Genomic DNA, 19121 nt, shown 5'->3' on the forward strand with positions numbered 1-19121 from the left:
CCTTATCTTGTTTTGTTTCCAATAAGTAAGGAAACCCCCTGTGGATTTCGACACCAACAACACCACGCCCCAGCGCGAAGCCATTACCTTCAGCGCCACGGGCAGCGAATACTTCCGTATCTGGATCGTCAACCTGCTGCTGAGCATCGTCACCCTGGGCATTTATTCCGCCTGGGCCAAGGTGCGCCGCAACCGCTATTTCTATTCCAGCACCCACCTGGCTGGCAGCAGCTTCGAATACCACGGCAATGCCGTCGCCATCCTGAAGGGCCGCATCGCGGCCGTCGTGCTGATCGGCGGCTACAACATCGCCTTCCAGGTCTCGCCCATCGTCGGCCTCGTCATGCTCGTGCTGATGATGGCCGTGCTGCCATGGCTGGTCTGGAAAAGCCTGCAATTCAAGCTGTACAACACCAGCTACCGCGGCATCCGCTTCGGCTTTGACGGCAGCGCCAAGCAAGCCTACAAATACTTCCTGTGGCTGCCCATCCTGAACACCTTCACGGCTGGCCTGATGACGCCATTCCTGCACCAGCGCCTGAAGCGCTTCCAGCACACGCAAAGCCGCTTCGGCAGCAGCAACTTCAGCTTCGACGCCAGCGTCGGCAGCTTCTACAAAACCTATTTGCTGTTCTTCGCCCTGCTGCTGGCCGGTTTCCTCGTCCTGATCTTTGTCGTCTTTGCCAGCGTCTTCGCCACCTTTGCCACCGATGCCAACGATGTCACCAAGGCCGGCAGCATCTTCGGCGCCGTGGCCGCCCTGTATGCCTGGGCCTTTATCGTGCTGCCGCTGTTCCTGACCATGATCCAGAACCTGATCTGGAACCACACGCGCCTGCAGCAGCACCAGTTCCAGTCGCAGCTGACCTGGGGCCGCACCACCTTCATCATGCTGACCAACCTGCTGGGTATTGTCGTCACCCTGGGCCTGTTTTCGCCATTCGCCCACGTGCGCTGGCTGAAGTACCGCCTGGAAGCGACCTCGATGCTGGTGCACGGCAACCTGGATGCCTTTGTCGCCGCCACCGGAGAGCAAGTGTCTGCCACGGGCGAAGGCATGGTCGACCTGCTGGACTTCGACCTGTCGCTGTAGCATGACGCTCGACCATCAAGCGCCGGGCGCGGCTCCCGTGCCCGCGCGCTATTTCGACGGCCAGACCTCGCGCCTGTACCACGTCACGCTCAGCGTGCGCGATGGCATGGCCGTGCTGGCCGGCGACATCGAACGCAGCTGCCCGCTGGGCGAGCTGCACGTGTCCGAACGCAGCAGCCACGCCGTGCGCAAGGTCAGTTTTACTGATGGCGCCTACCTGGAAATCGCCGACCAGGCGGCCTTCAACAGCCTGCTGCACGACACGGGCCACCGCGACGGCTGGGTGGTGCGGCTGCAGCAAAGCTGGCGCGGCGCCCTGCTGGCCACGGTCGCCACCGTGCTGGCCCTGTGGCTCAGCTATCAGTACCTGCTGCCGGTGGTGGCGAAGGGCGTCGCGTATGCGATTCCCCAGTCCGTCGAGCGCCAGCTGGGCCAGGGCGTGCTCGATTTCCTCGACGAGCACGTGTTTGAGGCAAGCAAGCTCGCTGACGCGCGCCAGCAAGCCTTGCGCGCCCGGTTCGCGCGCCTGGCCACGCCCGGCGACAGCACGCCCGAGCACCGCATCGTTTTCCGCAAGAGCAAGATCGGTCCGAACGCGTTCGCCCTGCCGTCGGGCGACATCGTGCTGACCGATGAAATGGTGGCACTGATGCCGGACGACGACGCCATCATGGGCGTGCTGGCCCATGAACTGGGCCATTTGCAGCAGCGCCACCTGACGCGCCGCCTGATCCAGACTTCAGCCGTGGGCGCCGGCGCGGCGCTGCTGTTCGGCGACGTGTCGACCGTGGTGGCGACCCTGCCGCCGCTGCTGCTGGACTTGAAGTATTCGCGCGACGTCGAGCGCGAAGCGGACGACTATGCCATTGCCATGCTGCGCCAGAACGGCATCGCGCTGGAACACCTGGCGCAAGTATTTGTCGCCTTGGGCAAGCTGGACCAGGGCACGCCCTACCTGTCGAGCCATCCGGCCAGCACTGAACGCATCGAACGCATCAGAGCGGCACAACGCTAATCCTCACGCGGCGTCCGCCGGGTGCCGCGTTCTTTCCCTCCAGCACGTTCCGCGAATCGAAGGTAGACTCAGCTGTATCAGTCTGACTTCACCGGAGTGCCCATGCACCTAGTACCATTTCGCTACCTGACCTTCATTGCGACGGCAGCCATCTTTGTCCTGTCCCTGTTTTACTACGATCATTACTGGCTGCCCGTGCTGGCCGGTGCCCTGACCCTGGTCGGCATCAGCGACCTGCTGCAAACGAAGCGCGCCCTGCGCCGCAACTACCCCATCCTCGCGCATTTCCGCTTTTTCTTCGAGAGCATCCGCCCCGAAATCCGCCAGTATTTCCTGGAAAGCGACAGCGAAGCGACGCCGTTCTCGCGCAGCCAGCGCAGCATCGTCTACCAGCGCGCCAAGGAGCAGACGGACAAGCGCCCGTTCGGTACCCAGCTCGACGTGTATGAAGCGGGCTATGAATGGATCAACCATTCCATCGCTCCCGCCAAGGTCACGGGCCACGACTTCCGCATCGAGATCGGCAACCATCCGGACTGCCCGCGTACAAAACCGTATTCGGCCAGCGTCTTCAATATCTCGGCGATGAGCTTTGGCGCCCTGTCGGCCAACGCCATCCTGGCCTTGAACGGCGGCGCGCGCAGCGGCGGCTTCATGCACGACACGGGCGAAGGCAGCATCAGTCCCTACCACCGCGAAAACGGCGGCGACCTGGTGTGGGAAATCGGTTCCGGCTACTTCGGCTGCCGCAACCAGGACGGCACATTTTCCGAAGAACGCTTCATCGCCAACGCCAGCTCCGAGCAGGTGAAAATGATCGAGCTGAAAATGTCGCAGGGCGCCAAGCCGGGCCACGGCGGCGTGCTGCCGGGCCCGAAAGTGACGATCGAGATCGCCACAACGCGCGGCGTGATGGTAGGCGAGGATTGCGTCTCGCCGGCCGCGCACAGCGCCTTTTCCACGCCACTGGAAATGCTGCACTTTATCGACCGCCTGCGCACGCTCTCCGGCGGCAAGCCGACGGGCTTCAAGCTGGCCATCGGCCATCCGTGGGAATTCTTCGCCATCGTGAAAGCCATGCTGGAAACGGGCATCACGCCCGACTTCATCGTCGTCGACGGCAGCGAAGGTGGCACGGGCGCCGCGCCCCTGGAATTCACGGACCACGTGGGCACGCCGCTGCAGGAAGCGCTGGTGCTCGTGCATAACACGCTCGTGGGCGCCAACCTGCGCGCGAAGATCAAGATCGGCTGCTCGGGCAAGATCATCACGGCCTTCGACATCGCCCGCCTGCTGGCGCTGGGCGCCGACTGGTGCAATTCGGCGCGCGGCTTCATGTTCGCGCTGGGCTGCATCCAGTCGCAAAGCTGCCACACGGACCGCTGCCCCACGGGCGTGGCCACGCAAGACCCGCAGCGCCAGCGCGCGCTGGTGGTGCCCGACAAGATCGCCCGCGTGGCGCACTTCCACCAGAACACCATGAAGGCGCTGGCCGAACTGATCGCCGCCGCCGGCCTGGCGCACCCGCAGGAACTGCGCCCGCACCACCTGGTGCGCAGAATCTCGCCGAACCAGGTGAAACTGGCATCGGCCCTGCTGCCGTTTCTGGAAGCGGGCCAGCTGCTCGACCCGAGCCAGCTGCCGCAACTGCCGCCCGTGTTCGGTCTGTACTGGCCGAAGGCGCAATCGGCCTCGTTCCAGCGCCTCGATTGATGCGGACATTGCGCCAGTGGAGCAATACCACTTAATAACCACTTGCGCAAAAATCCAAATCCAATACAATACCAAAAAAAGGCAGCTTTTCCGGTGATTGTCCAGATGCGTCACCAGGGGCCAGAATACGGACTTGTCGTCATCAGAATGAATACCGGAGGAGTTGCAGCATGGAGCAGGGTTTGCGTGAAAAAGTAGGACAGCTATTCATGGTGGGCTTCGACGCCCTGCAGGCGGACGAGCATATCAAGACCTTGATACGCGAAAAGAAGGTGGGCGGCGTGATCCTGTTCCGCCGCAACGTGCACACGCCCGCGCAAGTGTCGGCCCTGTGCCGCGAACTGCAGGAAATCAATGCGGAAGTATCCGACATTCCACTGCTGATCTCCATCGACCAGGAAGGCGGCATGGTGATGCGCATCGAACAGGGGGTCACGCCGATCCCGGCGGCGATGGCCTTCCAGGCGGCCGGCTCCATCGACGACTGCGAGCGCATGAACCAGATCAGCGGCGATGAAATGCGCCAGGTGGGCATCAATATGCTGCTCGCGCCCGTGCTGGACGTAAATAACAACCGCAACAATCCCGTCATCGGCGTGCGCGCGTATGGCGAGGATGCCGCCACCGTCATCGACTACGGCATGGCGGCCATGCGCGGCCAGCGCGCCAGCGGCGTGGCCGTCACGGCCAAGCACTTCCCCGGCCACGGCGACACGGCCACTGACACGCATTACGCCATGGCCCTCGTCCCACACGACAAGGAACGCCTGCGCGCCGTGGAACTGGCGCCCTTCCGCGCGGCCATTGCCGGCGGCGTGGACGCTATCATGACGGCGCACGTGGTTTTCCCCGCCTTCGAAGCCGACACCAGCGTGCCGGCCACGCTGTCGAAAGGCGTGCTGACCGACCTGCTGCGCGGCGAAATGGACTACCAGGGCGTGGTCATCACCGACTGCCTGGAGATGGCGGCGATTGCCGACGGCATCGGCATCGCCCAGGGCGCCATCGCGACCCTGCAGGCGGGCGCCGACATCGTCCTCATTTCGCACCGCGAAGCGCAGCAGACGGCCGCCATCGACGCCGTCCTCGCCGCCGTGGAGCGCGGCGACATTGCGGTCTCGCGCATCGACGCGGCTTGTGCGCGCGTGGCTGAACTCAAGCGCAACCGCGCCGTGCGCGACTGGCGCGAACGCCCGGTCAATCCGCCGGCACTGATGCAGCCGGCCGCCATGGCCCTGTCGCAGCTGCTGCAAAAAGCGGCCTTGCGCGTGCAGGGCGACTACCGCCCGCTCGACGCCAGCCTGCCCGTGACCCTGCTGACGGTGGAAGTGCGCTCGCGCAGCGAGATCGACGAAGTGGCGCTGGGCCGCAACAAGGAAGCGCGCAGCTCGATGCTGCCGGCGCTGCAGGAAGCAGGTCTGGACGTGCGCGAATATGCCTTGTCGGCGGAAGCGCTGGACGAAGAAGTCAACGAGGCCATCGCCTTTGCGCAAGGCGCGCAGCAGATCGTGCTGCAAACGTATAACGCCATGTTCGTCGATGGCCAGCGCCGCCTGGTCGACGCCCTGCCGCACGATAAACTGTGGCTGGTCGCGGGCCGTTTGCCGTATGACCTGGACCTGGCGCCCAAGGCGCAAGGCCGCCTGGCCGCTTTTGGCTGCCGCCCGGCCGCGCTGGTGCCGGTCGTCGACAAGCTGGCGGGCAAGGCCTAAAGCCACGCCGCCCTCGTGCACATGCCGGGCATTGCCCGGCATTTTTTATGCCGCGTCGCAATCGAAGCGCACGCCCGTCATCTGCTCGCTGAGCACCCAAAGCCGGCGCGCCTGCGACGCATTGACGGCCCAGTGCCGCACGCCCGCTTCCGTGCTGTCATCCGCCACCAGGGTAGCGATATCGCAATCCTCGCAATACACGCCGCCCAGGCCCTCGAGCTGCACGCTGGTGGCGCACCAGACGGCCGTGGCGGCGCCCTGCGCCACATTCTTGAAACCGGACTGCGGCGGTGGATTCACCTTGCCGTCATCATCGAGCGCGCCCACGCGGCGCAGATCATCAAGGTCCAGGTGGCGCACCAGTGGCGTCAGGATGGCGCCCGGATGCAGCGAGAAGGCGCGTACGCCGCACGCTGCGCCACGCCGGTCCAGCTCCACGGCAAACAGCGCATTGGCACTTTTCGACTGTGCATAGGCACGCCATTTGTCGTACGGCTGGCGCAGGAAATGCGGGTCGTCCAGGTCGACGCCCGCCTGCCTGTGTCCCAGCGACGACACGCACACCACGCGCGCGCCCTGTGCCTGGCGCAAGGCGGGCCACAGGCGCGCCGTCAACTGGAAATGCCCGAGGTGATTCGTCGCGAACTGCGCTTCGTAGCCGCGCGCATCGCGCAGCAGGGGCGTGGCCATGATGCCGGCGCCGTTGACCAGCACATGCAGGGCGCGGCCAGTGGCAAGGAAGGCGGCGGCGAATGCGTCGATCGATTGCGGATCGAGCAGGTCGAGCGCCGCGATCTCCACGCCGGCCATGCCAGCCAGGGCCGTTTGCGCCTGATGCGGGTCGCGCGCCGGCACCAGCACGCGGGCGCCGGCGCCGGCCAGCACGCGCACCGTTTCCAGCCCCAGCCCCGACGCGCCGCCAGTGACGATGGCCTGCATGCCGGACAGGTCGCGCCCGGCCAGCGCCTCGCTGGCGGTGGTAGCCGCGCCAAAGCCGGAGTGAAGAGGAGTTTGAAAGGTAGTGGCATGGCTCATGGTGGCTTGGGCGTGATGGATAAAAACCCATTGTGCGCGCCGCAACCTGGACTGTGAATGGCGTAAAATCTTTAATACTATCGCCATCGTCCAGAATTGACCCCCGCCATGGATTTGCTCTCCGATGTACTCTCATTGCTTGACACGCGTAGTTCCTACTTTGCCGGCCTGAAGGCGGGCGGCGCGTGGGCCATCGATTTTCCGCCGCCGGACGGCATCAAGTTCAACGCCATCATCGAAGGCGGCTGCTGGCTGACGGTCGCAGGCATCGACGCTCCCGTGCCGCTGCAGACGGGCGACTGCTTCCTGCTGGCGCCGGGGCGCGCGTTTACCCTGGCCAGCACACCGGGCTTGCCAGCCGCGCACGCGCTGGACGTGTACCGGCACGCGCAGCAGGGCGTGGCACGCCACGGAACACAGCCGCACGATTTTTTTCTCATCGGCGGACGCTTCAGCTTTGGCGACGAGGCGGCCATCCTGCTCGACTGCCTGCCGCCACTGCTGCACGTGCGCGGCGATACGGACCAGGCCAGCGTGCTGCACTGGGCCTTGCAACGCCTGGCGCAGGAACTGCAGGCGACGGCGCCCGGCGCGGCGCTGATGACGCGCCACCTGGGCCACATGATGATGCTGCAGATGCTGCGCCAGTATCTGGACGCGCAGGCATCGCACCCGGCAGGCTGGCTGTTCGCGCTGGCCGATCCCCGGCTGCGCGCCGCCATCGAAGCGATGCATGCGCAGCCGGCGCAGCGCTGGACCTTGCCGCAGCTGGCCGCCGTCGCGGGCCAGTCGCGCTCCGCCTTTGCCATGCACTTCAAGAACAGGGTGGGCGTGACGCCGCTCGACTACCTGCTGCGCTGGCGCATGCGCCTGGCCACGCGACGCCTGAAGAACGGCGGCGCGTCCATCGCCTCGATCGCGCAGGCGCTGGGCTACGATTCGGACAGCGCCTTCAGCCATGCCTTCAAGCGCGTGATGGCGTGTTCGCCGCGCCAGTACCGGCTGCACCACGCGGGCGCGCAGGCGTAAAAAAACCCGCGATTGCGGGTTTTCAAAATACAGGATCAGGGTGTCGGCACGGGCGGCAGGGCCGCCACCGCCAGCAAGGCAAACGGGCCGAGGAACAGGCCGATGCCGAACCACAGTCCCCCGTGGCGGCCGCGCCGGCTCGCCAGCAGCCAGGTGGCGACCGCAAATAAAAACATGAAGATCAACAGTATCGCCATTGCCACTCCTTGCCATGCGGAAGGCCCAGTGTAGCCCACGGGCGGGCCCGTGGCTACACTGACATACTGGCCTTAGCGCTGCACCTGCATCAGGATCACGCGCTTGCTGCTGCCGTCGGCCGGCGGCGTGGCGGACGGGGGCGGCGGGCTGTCGCAGGAGCCGCAGGAACCGCAGCCGCTGCCGCAACCGGGCGCCACCTTGAAGAAGGTCGACAGCTTCGCCTCATCGAGGCCGCAGCGCACGAGGCCACGCACGATGGCGCGGCGCACGCCGGCCGGCAGGTACTTGGTCGAAAAATGCAGCAGCGCGGCTGCGACGATCAGGGCGACGATGAGGGTTTGCCACATGCTTTTCTCCTAAGCGCCCAGCATCAGGGCGACGCGGTATGTGATGAACGAGGCGGCGTAGGCCAGGGCGAACATGTAGCCGGCCATCAGCAGCGGATAGCGCCAGCCGCCCGTCTCGCGCTTCACCACGGAGAGGGTCGACAGGCACTGCGGCGCGAATACATACCAGGCCAGCAAGGACAGCGCCGTGGCCATCGACCACGAATGGGCGATCAGCGGCTCCAGCGTGGTGGCCAGCGCGTCGCCCGTTTGCGACAGCGCGTACACGGTGCCCAGGGCGCCGACGGCCACTTCGCGCGCCGCCATGCCCGGCACCAGCGCGATGCAGATCTGCCAGTTGAAACCGATCGGCGCGAAGATCACTTCCAGGCCGCGGCCCAGGATGCCGGCCAGGCTGTAGTAGATCGGCGGATGGATCGCATTGTCCGGCGGGCCGGGGAAGGTGCTGAGGAACCACAGGATGATCATCAAGCTCAGGATGATGGTACCGACGCGCGTGAGGAAGATCTTCGCGCGCTCCCACAGGCTGACGGCCAGGTTGCGCAGGTGCGGCCAGTGATAGGCGGGCAGTTCCAGCATCAGCGGCTGGTTGCCGCGCACGCCCATGCTGCGCTTCATGACCCAGGCCACGGCCATGGCCGAGATGATGCCGGCAAAGTACAGGACGAACAGCACCAGGCCTTGCAGGCTCAGGTAGCCCCACACCTGGCGCTCGGGGATGAAGGCGGCGATGATCAGCGCATACACGGGCAGGCGCGCCGAGCACGTCATCAGCGGCGCGATCATGATGGTGACGAGGCGGTCGCGCGGGTTCTGGATGGTGCGCGCCGCCATCACGCCGGGAATGGCGCAGGCAAAGCTCGACAGCAGCGGAATGAAGGCGCGGCCCGACAGGCCTACGCCGCCCATCAGGCGGTCCAGCAAAAAGGCCGCGCGCGGCAGGTAGCCGCAGTCTTCCAGGCTCAAAATGAAGAAGAACAGGATCAGGATCTGCGGCAGGAAGACCAGCACGCTGCCGACGCCGCCGATGATGCCTTCCACCAGCAAGCTTTTCAGGTGACCGTCGGGCATGTTCGCCGTCAGCACGGCGCCCAGGTGGCCCACGCCATCGGTGATCATTTCCATCGGCGTGGCGGCCCAGGCAAACACGGCCTGGAAGATCAGGAACATCAGCACGGCCAGGATGATGGGGCCAAAGACGGGATGCAGCACCACATCGTCGATCTTTTCCGTCAGGTTGCCGCTGTCGCGCGTGTCGTTGCTGACGGCGGCCAGGATGCGGCGCACTTCGCGCTGCGTTTCTTCAACGGTGACGGCATCGATGGCCGCCAGCGGTTTCGCTTCCACGGCCGGCAGCGGCAGCATGGCGTCGATGGCGTCAAGCAGGGCTTTTTCGCCATCGTGCTGCACCGCGATGGTTTCCACCACGGGCATGCCCAGTTCGGCCGACAGCCTGGCCGTGTCGATGAGCATGCCGCGCTTGCGGGCCACGTCCGTCATGTTCAGCGCCAGCAGCATGGGCAGGCCCAGGCGCTTGACTTCCAGCACCAGGCGCAAGTTCAGGCGCAGGTTGGTGGCGTCGACGACGCAGATGATGGCGTCCGGACGCGGGTCGCCGCGGCGCAATCCGCCCACCACGTCGCGCGTGATGGCTTCATCTGGCGTGGTGGCCGACAGGCTGTAGGCGCCCGGCAAATCGAGCACGCGCACGGGTTTGCCGGCGGGCGACGTGAAATGGCCTTCCTTGCGCTCGATGGTCACGCCGGCGTAGTTCGCCACTTTCTGGCGCGCGCCCGTCAAACGGTTGAACAGGGCGGTCTTGCCGCAGTTCGGATTGCCCAGCAAGGCAATTTGTGGCTGATGCGGCGGCTTGTGCACGCCCGCATCGACGATTGTTTCGACAGCACCCATGGTCATTCCGGTTGAAGCAGCGGTTGAATCGTAATCAGCGCCGCTTCGAAGCGGCGCAGCGCGAACGTGGCATTGCCCACCTTGACGGCCAGCGGATCGCCGCCGGGAATGCCGCGCTTGAGCATGCGGATGCGTTCGCCGGGAACGAATCCCAGCTCCATCAATCGGCGGACGAGGTCAACGCCGTCCTCCGTCTGTCCTGCCGCGTGGGGCGTGATATGCAACACCGTGCCGCTCTGGCCGACTGCCAGCGCGTCGAGCGTCATCATGGGTGGAACTAGAGTCATGAGCAAATTCCGTTCAAATTAAGAACACCGGGGACAGACTGCTGCGCGTGGCGCATCGCCTTTGACCTGGATGTTGTGAGGTAAAACGCAACTGTTGCGCATTACCGACAAGCGGCCTTTCAAACTGTCCGGACGGTGACCGTCCGAGACAATACCAGCATTATAAACATGAATGCGAATAGTTTTTATTTAGCCCGGAGAGCCGCCCCCGTCAAGGGCTGCGCCATCCGAAAAAACGGCATATCGATGCGCCGCGCCATGCCGCCAACTGCCGCACACTTGATCAAAATCGCTTGCATTGTCCCGCACTTTGCGCGACAATGAAACGTAATGATAATGATTCTCATTAAAACACTAGCAACAATGCTTCCAAGCACTAGTGTCTGTTCATCCTCCAGCCAGAAGGTGTAGCTATGATTGTATGTGTCTGCAACAACATATCTGATCGTGAAATCCGTCAAGCCGTCGATCTTGGCCTGTCCAGCATGGCCGAACTGCGCCGCGACCTGGGCGTGGCCACCTGCTGCGGCAAATGCCACACCTGCGCACGGGAAGTGCTGAACGATCACCTGAACGCCACCGTGGCGCTGCAAGAAACCGTATTGATGCGAGCTGTACTGACAAACTAAAGAAAGCGATGAATGCCATGACGATGATGCCCCCGCCCGTAACGGTGCAGGCCGTGCAGCAATTTGCCGACTTCGACAAGAAGCGCAGCAAATTCGCGCCGCTGATGGCCATCCTTGTCCTGCATATCGCCGGCTTTTACGCCATCCAGAGCGGCCTGCTGAGCCGCGTCGTCACGGCGGCCATGCCGACCATCACGACCATCAGCATCATCGCCCCGCCGGCGCCACCGAAACCGCCGGCACCGTCCGTACCGAAAACCGTGGAACTGAGCGCGCCCGTGCCGCGCGCCGTGATCCCGCCGCTGCCGCTGATCGCCGTCGCGCCGAGCGAACCGACGATTACGCCGCCGCAGCCGACGCGCGCCGAAGCGGCGCCTGTCGCTACCGCCGCGCCAACGGCACCAGCAGCACCGTCGCCGACACCACCGGCACCGTCGACGCCGCGCACCGTCAGCAGCGTCGAATACATCAAGGCGCCGCAACTGATCTACCCGAATCTGTCGCGCCGCCTGGGCGAAAGCGGGACCGTCGTGTTGCGCATCCTGATCAATGAAAAGGGCTTGCCCGAGCAAATCCTGATCCAGAAATCGACCGGCTACACCAACCTCGATGAAGCGGGCCGCCAGGCCGCCCAGCGCGCGCTGTTCAAGCCGATGATTGAAAACGGCAAGCCCGTACCCGTGTACGTTTTAGTACCGCTGACCTTCCAACTGAGCTAGCCCACGGCGACGCAAGGCGCCGCTGCCAGCCCGCAAGCACCGCACCGCGTGCCCTGCTTGCTTTTTTGCGCCCATTTTAGTCAAGCGATTTGCTTGTTTCAGTCTGCCAGCCTACATCCCCGGGCCAGGCAGACTTTTTTTTGCCCGCTATGGGGTCTGACCCTTTTTACATCTCCGCCCACATCCTGAGCAAGTTGTGATAATGCCCCGTCAGCCCCACGGTCGCCGGCGAATCGCCATGCTCCGCGCGCACGCTCTGGATGTTCTGATCGAGCTCGAACAGCATGCTGCGCTTCCAGTCCTCGCGCACCATGCTTTGCGTCCACAGGAAGGAGCAGATACGCTCGCCGCTGGTGACGGGCAGCACCTGATGCACGCTGCTCGACGGATACACGATCACGTCGCCGGCCGGCAGTTTCACTTCATGCGTGCCGTAGGAATCGACCACCACCAGCTCGCCGCCTTCGTATTCGTCCGGCTCGCTGAGGAAGACGGTCGACGAGACATCCGCGCGCATCGACTGCATGCCGTTTTTCGGCGTGCGGATGGCGCCGTCGATGTGCAGGCCATAGTGCTCGCCGCCCGCATAACTGTTGAAGAAGGGCGGCAGGATGCGCAGCGGCAGCACGGCGGCAAAGAACAGCGGATTGGCCATCAGCGCGCGGCTGACGATTTCGCCCAGCTCCAGCGCCAGCGGCGAACCTTCGGCCAGCTGGCGGTTGCGCTTGACTTGCGCGCCTTGCGCCCCGACGCTGGCGCGTCCGTCGACCCAGTCCGTCTGCGCCAGGCGCTGGCGAAACTGCGTCACCTGTTCCGGTGTCAGCACGCCGGGTATATGCAGCATCATCTTGCTATCCTTTTTTCAGTAAATATCGCTGCCCGATTATCGCATCGCGGGCAGCGGCCAAGAAGAGACAAAAGCAAGAACGATCAAACATTCCCGCCTTTTCAGCGCGGCCGTGCACGCGCGCCAGCGGCGGCAAAACATCATCAGAAACGCGAATGAGAATGGCCTTCATTTTCCTTAACAAATAAAAAACGGCGCAAGCGGGCAATCCACTTGAGAATGGGTTTTATTCGCACGATATTTACGTTAAAAAGACGGAAAAATGCCGTTTAGCACCGGAAATCGCCGGCATTTTGCGCTATCATGCGGGCATAGCGAAACCGGCAACCTGCGCGCCACCAGGCAGCCAACGCCACCCGGCAGTGAACGCCAGCAGCCTGCGGTTTCATCATCGAACGCGACACAGAACAAAGGAAATCCCATGAAGGGCGATAAAGAAGTCATCCGCATGCTCAACGCACAGCTCACCAACGAACTGTCGGCCATCAACCAGTACTTCCTGCATGCGCGCATGTACAAGCACTGGGGCCTGGAAAAGCTGGGCAAGAAGGAATACGAAGAATCGATCGGCGAAATGAAACACGCCGACAAGCTGATCGACCGCATCCTGATGCTCGACGGCCTGCCGAACCTGCAAGCGCTGCACAAGCTGCTGATCGGCGAGAACACGCCGGAAATGCTGGAATGCGACTTGAAGCTGGAACGCGCCGCGCACGCCACCGTCAAGGAAGGCATCGCCATCAGCGAAAAAGCGGGCGACTACGTCTCGCGCGACCTGTTCCTGATGATCCTGGAAGACACGGAAGAGCATATCGACTGGCTCGAAACGCAGATCGACCTGATCGCCAAAGTCGGCATCCAGAATTATCTCCAGAGCCAAATGGCCGTGGAAGAATAATCTGCAGCACCCAACAAAAAACCGGCAGGCTTGCCGGTTTTTTTACGCCTGCCGTCAAGCCTTGCCGGTCTGCGGCGGGCGCAGCTTGACGAACAGTACGGCCACCGCCGCGCACAGCAGCAGGGCGCCGGCCAGGCGGATGACGTTCTCCGGATTGCCGCCCAGCCAGCTGCGGTAATACAGGGGCAAGGTGAAGATCTGGATGATCATCGGAATGACGATGAACATATTGAAAATGCCCATGTAGACGCCCGTGCGCTCGGGCGGAATGCAGCCGGCCAGCATGATGTAGGGATTGCCCATGATGCTGGCCCAGGCCAGGCCCACGCCCAGCATGGGCAGCAACAGCAGCGCCGGGCTGTGGATCAGCGGGATGCTCAGCATGCCCACGCCGGCGGCGCACAGGCACAGGCTGTGCATGCGTTTGGGACCGAAGCGGCGCGTGAACGGCACCAGCGCAAAGGCGGCGACAAAGGCGACGAAATTGTAGAAGGCGCCCACCTGCCCGTTCAGCAGGCCCGCGTCGCGAAAACCTTGCGACGCGGGGTCCGTCGTGTGAAACAGGGTCGCCGCCAGCGACAGCGCGATGTACTGCCAGTAGCAGAACAGGGCGTACCACTGGAACAGGTTGACGAGGGCCAGCTGCTTCATCGTCGGCGGCATGTCGCGCAGGGCCGCGCCGATATCGGCCAGTGTGTGGCGCCAGCCCGGCGGGCGGCTGCGGATGGCCGCCAGTTCGCTGGCTGTGAGCGGGTTTTCCGGCGTCGTCTTTAAAGTCCACAGCACCGAGGCGAGCGAGAACACGGCGCCGATCAGGAAGGCGGCGATGACGATGTGCGGGATATGGCTGCCATTGACGGCATCCTTGTTCATGCCCAGCATGACCAGCAGCGACGGCGTCAGGTAGGCCAGCGTTTGCCCCAACCCCGTAAACGCGCTTTGCGTGAGAAAGCCCAGCGAATGCTGCTTCTTGTCGAGCTTGTCGCTGACAAAGGCGCGGTACGGCTCCATCGTCACGTTGTTGGCCGCGTCGAGTATCCACAGCAGGCTGGCCGCCATCCACAGGGTGGGACTGAACGGCATGGCCAGCAGGCCCAGGCTGCACAGGATGGCGCCGATCAGGAAGTACGGCGTGCGACGGCCCCAGCGCGTCACCGTGCGGTCGCTCATGGCGCCGATCAAGGGTTGCACGAGCAGGCCCGTCATGGGACCGGCCAGCCACAGGTAGGGCAGGCTCGCCTCGTCGGCGCCCAGGTATTTGTAGATGGGGCTCATGCTGCTTTGCTGCAGCCCAAAGCTGAACTGGATGCCGAAAAAGCCGACATTCATGTTGACGATCTGCCAGAACGACAGGTGCGGACGGTGCGCGCTGGCGTCGCTCATGCTGCTTCCCGTTTTTGCTCTTGCTCCCGCTCCAGCCACAGCATATGCCAGGGCTGCAGGCCCACCGTGCCGGACAGAACGCTGCCATCGAGGCTGTTGCGCCATTCACCCGCAGGCAAAGTGTAGCGCTGGGTGGCGCCGCTGAAGTTGCTCAGGCTGAGAAACGCGTCGCCGCGCAACAGCGCCAGCACGGCCGGCGTGTCGGCGGGCAGCACGCTGCGCGGCGCGGCGGCGGCCAGGGCCGGCAAGCGCCGGCGCACGTCGATCAGCTGGCGCAACGCCGGATACAGCCGGCCGCTGGCGCTCACGCCATCGTGGCGCCATGCCAGCAGGCTGTCGTCGAACGCGGGACGCTGCAGCCAGCGGCTGTCCATCGCCCGGTCGGCGCGCTGCGTGTAGCTGTGATCGTTGGTCATGCCCAGTTCATCGCCCATGTACAGCACCGGCAAGGCGCCAAAGCTCAAGGCCAGGCCATGCAGCAGCAGCAGACGACGCAACGCGTATTCCTGCTCCTGCACCGTGGTGGCGCTTTCCAGGCCGGCCAGCGAGGCGGCCATGCCGTTGCTGCCATGCGCCTTGTCGGCGCTGCTGCTCTGGAAGGCGGCGCCGCGCGCATAGCTGCCGGGGGCGCCGGCAAAGAACCGCGCGATGCGTGCCAGGCGCGCCGGCCCGTTCGCGCCCGCTTCATTGAGCAGCACGTTCCAGCCGATGTCGTCGTGGCATCGCACATAACTGAGCCAGCTGGCGGCCGGCGGCAGCGGCGGCGTGGCGGCGATCACCTGCTGCAGCAAGTCCGTGCTTTCCTCGGCCAGCGCGCCCCAGCCGGCGGCCATCAGGCTGCTGTGATAGGCGATATGGCATTCGGGCGCCGCATCGCTGCCAAAGTAGGCGGGCAGCTTGGGCGTGGGCACGATGGCTTCGGCCTTGAGCAGCACGCCCGGCGCGACGATGGCGGCAATCGCCCGCAACGCCTGCAGCAGGCTGTGGGCTTCGGGCTGGTTCATGCAATCGCTGCCTTCGCGCTTCCACAGGAAGGCGGTCGAATCGAGGCGGAACACCTCGATGCCCTTGTTGGCCAGGCCCAGCATGGCGCCGGCCATGGCCGCGAAGACAGCCGGATTGGCGTAATTCAAATCCCACTGGTACGGGTAAAACGTGGTCCAGACCCAGCGCTCGAGCTCCGGCACGAACGTGAAATTGCCGGGCGCCGCCTGCGGGAAAACCTGGCCCACGGTGCGCTCGTAGCGGTCCGGCTGCACGCGGTCGGGATAGGTATGGAAAAAATCGCGCAACTGCGGATCGCCGGCCTTGGCGCCCAGCGCCCACGCATGGTCGTCGGCCACGTGGTTGAGGATCAGGTCCGAGCACAGGCTGATGCCGGCTGCGCGCAGCTGCGCCGTCAACGCCAGCAAGTCGGCGTTGCTGCCCAGCGCGGGATCGACTTCCTCGAAGCTGGCGACGGCAAAGCCGCCATCGCTTTCACCGGCGCGCGGACGCAAGAACGGCAGCAGATGCAGATACGTCACGCCCAGTTCGCGCAGGTGGGCAATGCGCGCCGCCACGCCCTGCAGGTTGCCGCCAAAGCGCTGCACATACGCGCTGTAACCGAGCATGGACTGGCTGGCAAACCAGTCCGGCTGCGTTTCGCGCTGCGCATCCTGCCGCCGTAGCTCGGGGGCGCGCGCCGCGTATAGCCGCCCCACGCTTTCCATCAGATCGCCCAGCCAGGGCAGGAAGTCCGGCCGCTGGCCATACAGGCTGCCCAGGCGGTCGAGCAAGACCGCCTCCTGGCGCGCATAGCGGCGTGCCGCATCGTCGCGCAAGTGCGTGGGGAGCGGCGCCAGCAGGCGCGCCAGGGGGCTGCGTATCGAGATCATGAATCCTATCCTTGCTTAAAATGCGTATTTCAGGCTGACCTTGACGGCGCGCCCCGTGATCGAGCGGGCCGCATGGCCATCGCCCTCGACTTCCGTATAGCCGATCTTGTCGAGCAGATTGTTCGCCGTCAGCGCCACCTGCATTTGCGGCGTGAGCTGGTAATTGACGAAGGCGTTGAGCACCTGATAGGCGGGCAAGGTGATCGTGTGCGCATCGTCGCCCCACGACTTGCCCGTGCCGACCAGGCTCGCGCCCAGGGTAGCCTGCCCCCATTCATAGGTGGGCGCGATCTGGTACACGACACGCGCCTGGCGCCGCGGCGTATTGCCGATCAGCGCCACGTCGGCCGCCGCCGTGCCCGTGATCTCGGCATCCGTGAACGTCAGGCCGCCATTGATGCGGAAGTCGCCGGCGCTGTACGCCGCTTCCAGCTCCACGCCCTTCGCTTCATAGCTGTTGGCCGTGCGCAGCTGGGTGGTCGCTTCGTAATTGCTTTCCTTGGTCTTGGCCTGGAACACGGTGACGAAGGTACTCAGGGGGCCACGCCGCCATTTCACGCCGCCTTCGAGCTGGCGCACGGTATTGATCGCCACGGGCACGCTGCCATCGAGCGGCGTGCCGAACAGGATGCGGTCCGCATTGAAGGCCACGCCTTCGCTGACGCGGGCAAACACCGCCAGGTTCGCTTGCAGCTTGTAGTTTGCGCCCAGCGAGTACGAGGTGTGGCCCAGGGTGTAGTCGACCCGCTGCACCGTCGACGGCAGATAGGCCTGCGCGCCGGTAGCCTGGTTGGCCGTGCCGCTGGCATGCTGGCGGTCGCGCCGCAAGCCGCCGTCGAGATTCAGCGCGCCGCTTTCCCAGGCCAGGTTCAGGTACGGTGACGTCGTGCGGTATTCCATGTCGACGGCGCGCGAGCAGCAGGCGCCAAAGGCCGGGCCGATGTAGCCTGGCGTGCCGCTGGCCGTTTGCAGCAGCGCCGGCCGGTCGCCCGTGGCCTGCATCAGGTATTCGTTGAAATTCCAGGTCAGGCCCAGCTTTTGCTGCGACAAATACAGGCCGGCCGTGGTGGTCAGCTTGCCGCTGTCGAGCACAAACGTCTTGGCCAGCTTGGTGTCGCTCAGGGTATTGCTGGCGTCGTCGATGGACGTGTTGAACACCACGGCGGAAAACGCGCGGCCCGTGTAGGGCTTGCCCTGGTTCGGGCCGCTGGCAAACACATAGCTGCCGTCGCTGCCGTTATTCGACGGGAACACGCCGATAAAGCGCCCCGAGTTGTCGGCATAGCGGAAGTTTTCGCTCACGCTCCAGCCCTGCCCCAGCTTGAACGACGCTTCCACACCCACGGTATCGCTCTTGACGTGCAAGCCGTCGTTGACGCGGGTGGCCACGCGCTGGTTATCCTTGTTCAGCACCATGTCGGGCACCCAGTATGGCGAATAGAAACTGGCCTTGCGCGGGTCGATGCCGGCGATTTCCCCGATGCGGCCATTGCGCACGCTGACGGGCACGGGCAGGGCCGTGGGCGACTGGTCGTCGAGGTGCTTGAACGACAGGCGCACGAAGCCGCTGTCGAATTCATGCGTGACATTGCCGCGGATCTGGCCGCCCTTTTCGCTGTTCACGCCACTGTGGCGGATGCCTTCGCCCGTACGCCAGGAGCCGCCGATGAAGAAGCGCGTGCGTTCCGAAATCGGTGCGCCATAATCAAAATCGACCCTCGTCTGGTCGTAGCCCAGGCCGCGGCTGATGGCCACGCTGCCGCCCTTCTCCTTGCCATTCTTGCTGATGAAATTGATGATGCCGCCCGGCGAATTGGTGGCCAGGGTGGAGGCCGAACCGCCGCGCACTACTTCCAGGTGATCGAGCGTGGAATCGATCTTGACGAAGCTGTCGGGCGTGGTGAAGTTGAAGTCGCCGAACTGCAGCACGGGCAAGCCGTCTTCCTGGATCTGCACGTAGCGCGCGCCGCCGGCGGAAATGGGCAGGCCGCGCACGGTGATGTTGGCATTGCCTTCGCCGCCCGAGGATTCGGCGCGCAAGCCCGGCACCGAGCGCAGGACTTCGGCGGCGCTGGTCGGCGCGTTGTGCAGGATGGTGTCGAGCTCCATGCTGCTGACGGAATTGCTCGATTTCATTTTGGACGTGCCGCCGGTGGTGCCCGTGACCACGATGCGTTCCAGGTTCAGGCCATCGGCGGGAGCGGCGCTGGCGGTGTCGGCGGCCGATTGCGCCTGGGCGGCGCCCAGTTGCAGCATGGCCAGGGCAACGGCTGCGGCCATGCAGCCGCGTTGAGCAGTACGTGTCTTCATCTTGTCTCCAGTGTTGTATGCCGATACATCGAGGTATCGGCTTGTTATGAGTACTGGCCGCCGCATGCCGTGGCGCGCTGGCTGAGCCGGTACGCCATTATTCAACGAATAAGAATTT

18 protein-coding genes are annotated in these 19121 nt (G+C 64.5%); 8 read left to right on the top strand and 10 right to left on the bottom strand.

The features are described from left to right. Positions 1-40 precede the first annotated feature (40 nt). The 4 genes from GYK42_RS04890 (at position 41) to nagZ (ending at position 5533) form a co-directional block, all read left to right on the top strand. Positions 41-1093: a DUF898 family protein gene (locus tag GYK42_RS04890; RefSeq protein WP_166446545.1), complete on the top strand. Its 1053-nt coding sequence runs from the start codon at positions 41-43 to the stop codon at positions 1091-1093. A 1-nt stretch (position 1094) separates the two neighbouring features. Beyond that, positions 1095-2108, top strand: a complete 1014-nt coding sequence (locus GYK42_RS04895; protein ID WP_166446546.1) for a M48 family metallopeptidase — start codon at positions 1095-1097, stop codon at positions 2106-2108. Between the two features lie 102 nt (positions 2109-2210). Further along, positions 2211-3821 carry an FMN-binding glutamate synthase family protein gene (locus GYK42_RS04900; RefSeq protein ID WP_046684501.1) on the top strand — a complete coding sequence of 537 codons (1611 nt, stop codon included), beginning with the start codon at positions 2211-2213 and terminating at the stop codon, positions 3819-3821. 170 nt (positions 3822-3991) lie between these two features. Further along, on the top strand, positions 3992-5533 hold the full coding sequence (nagZ, locus tag GYK42_RS04905) for a beta-N-acetylhexosaminidase (RefSeq protein WP_166446547.1): 1542 nt from the start codon (positions 3992-3994) through the stop codon (positions 5531-5533). A gap of 45 nt (positions 5534-5578) precedes the next feature. Here the strand turns inward: nagZ and GYK42_RS04910 are convergent, their stop codons facing one another. Further along, positions 5579-6568 carry an oxidoreductase gene (locus GYK42_RS04910; protein ID WP_166446548.1) on the bottom strand — a complete coding sequence of 330 codons (990 nt, stop codon included), beginning with the start codon at positions 6566-6568 and terminating at the stop codon, positions 5579-5581. Positions 6569-6676: 108 nt separating this feature from the next. Between GYK42_RS04910 and GYK42_RS04915 the strand changes: the two genes are divergently transcribed. Continuing rightward, positions 6677-7597 carry an AraC family transcriptional regulator gene (locus GYK42_RS04915; RefSeq protein WP_166446549.1) on the top strand — a complete coding sequence of 307 codons (921 nt, stop codon included), beginning with the start codon at positions 6677-6679 and terminating at the stop codon, positions 7595-7597. Positions 7598-7632: 35 nt separating this feature from the next. On the opposite strand, the gene GYK42_RS04920 is transcribed toward GYK42_RS04915, so the two are convergent. From GYK42_RS04920 to GYK42_RS04935, 4 genes are all read right to left on the bottom strand, one after another. Beyond that, complete coding sequence (locus GYK42_RS04920) at positions 7633-7794, bottom strand: hypothetical protein (protein WP_166446550.1); 162 nt, start codon at positions 7792-7794, stop codon at positions 7633-7635. 72 nt (positions 7795-7866) lie between these two features. After that, a complete protein-coding gene (locus tag GYK42_RS04925; protein WP_070254735.1) occupies positions 7867-8142 on the bottom strand; it encodes a hypothetical protein in 276 nt (91 codons plus the stop codon). Between the two features lie 9 nt (positions 8143-8151). Further along, positions 8152-10053: a ferrous iron transporter B gene (gene feoB, locus GYK42_RS04930; protein ID WP_166446551.1), complete on the bottom strand. Its 1902-nt coding sequence runs from the start codon at positions 10051-10053 to the stop codon at positions 8152-8154. A gap of 2 nt (positions 10054-10055) precedes the next feature. Beyond that, positions 10056-10340 (bottom strand): FeoA family protein, encoded by a 285-nt coding sequence (locus GYK42_RS04935; protein ID WP_046684504.1) that lies wholly within the window; start codon positions 10338-10340, stop codon positions 10056-10058. A gap of 413 nt (positions 10341-10753) precedes the next feature. Here GYK42_RS04935 and GYK42_RS04940 point away from each other — a divergent pair, with 413 nt between their 5' ends. Both GYK42_RS04940 and GYK42_RS04945 read left to right on the top strand, forming a co-directional pair. Next, positions 10754-10969, top strand: coding sequence for a (2Fe-2S)-binding protein (locus GYK42_RS04940; protein ID WP_034745611.1), 216 nt, complete (start codon positions 10754-10756; stop codon positions 10967-10969). 17 nt (positions 10970-10986) lie between these two features. After that, positions 10987-11688, top strand: coding sequence for an energy transducer TonB (locus tag GYK42_RS04945; protein ID WP_166446552.1), 702 nt, complete (start codon positions 10987-10989; stop codon positions 11686-11688). A gap of 166 nt (positions 11689-11854) precedes the next feature. Here the strand turns inward: GYK42_RS04945 and GYK42_RS04950 are convergent, their stop codons facing one another. Together GYK42_RS04950 and GYK42_RS04955 are read right to left on the bottom strand one after the other, a co-directional pair. Then, entirely contained in the window at positions 11855-12535 is a 681-nt protein-coding gene (locus GYK42_RS04950) for a Fe2+-dependent dioxygenase (protein WP_046684505.1), read from the bottom strand. Between the two features lie 4 nt (positions 12536-12539). Further along, entirely contained in the window at positions 12540-12707 is a 168-nt protein-coding gene (locus GYK42_RS04955; protein WP_166446553.1) for a hypothetical protein, read from the bottom strand. Between the two features lie 249 nt (positions 12708-12956). Here GYK42_RS04955 and bfr point away from each other — a divergent pair, with 249 nt between their 5' ends. After that, the gene (gene bfr / locus GYK42_RS04960; RefSeq protein WP_010401839.1) at positions 12957-13433 is read left to right on the top strand and encodes a bacterioferritin; all 477 of its coding nucleotides are present in this window, start codon (positions 12957-12959) and stop codon (positions 13431-13433) included. A 54-nt stretch (positions 13434-13487) separates the two neighbouring features. Here bfr and GYK42_RS04965 read toward each other — a convergent pair whose 3' ends face one another. From GYK42_RS04965 to GYK42_RS04975, 3 genes are read right to left on the bottom strand one after another with little or no spacing between them, the layout of a single operon-like run. Continuing rightward, positions 13488-14816 carry an MFS transporter gene (locus GYK42_RS04965; protein ID WP_166446554.1) on the bottom strand — a complete coding sequence of 443 codons (1329 nt, stop codon included), beginning with the start codon at positions 14814-14816 and terminating at the stop codon, positions 13488-13490. Beyond that, a complete protein-coding gene (locus GYK42_RS04970) occupies positions 14813-16693 on the bottom strand; it encodes an alpha-amylase family glycosyl hydrolase (RefSeq protein ID WP_166446555.1) in 1881 nt (626 codons plus the stop codon). The genes GYK42_RS04965 and GYK42_RS04970 overlap by 4 nt, the downstream gene beginning before the upstream one ends. 15 nt (positions 16694-16708) lie before the next feature. Further along, positions 16709-19003 (bottom strand): TonB-dependent receptor, encoded by a 2295-nt coding sequence (locus GYK42_RS04975; RefSeq protein WP_166446556.1) that lies wholly within the window; start codon positions 19001-19003, stop codon positions 16709-16711. Between the last annotated feature and the right edge of the window lie 118 nt (positions 19004-19121).

The organism is Janthinobacterium lividum (genome assembly GCF_011601275.1).
Taxonomy (GTDB): Bacteria; Pseudomonadota; Gammaproteobacteria; order Burkholderiales; family Burkholderiaceae_D; genus Janthinobacterium; species Janthinobacterium lividum_E.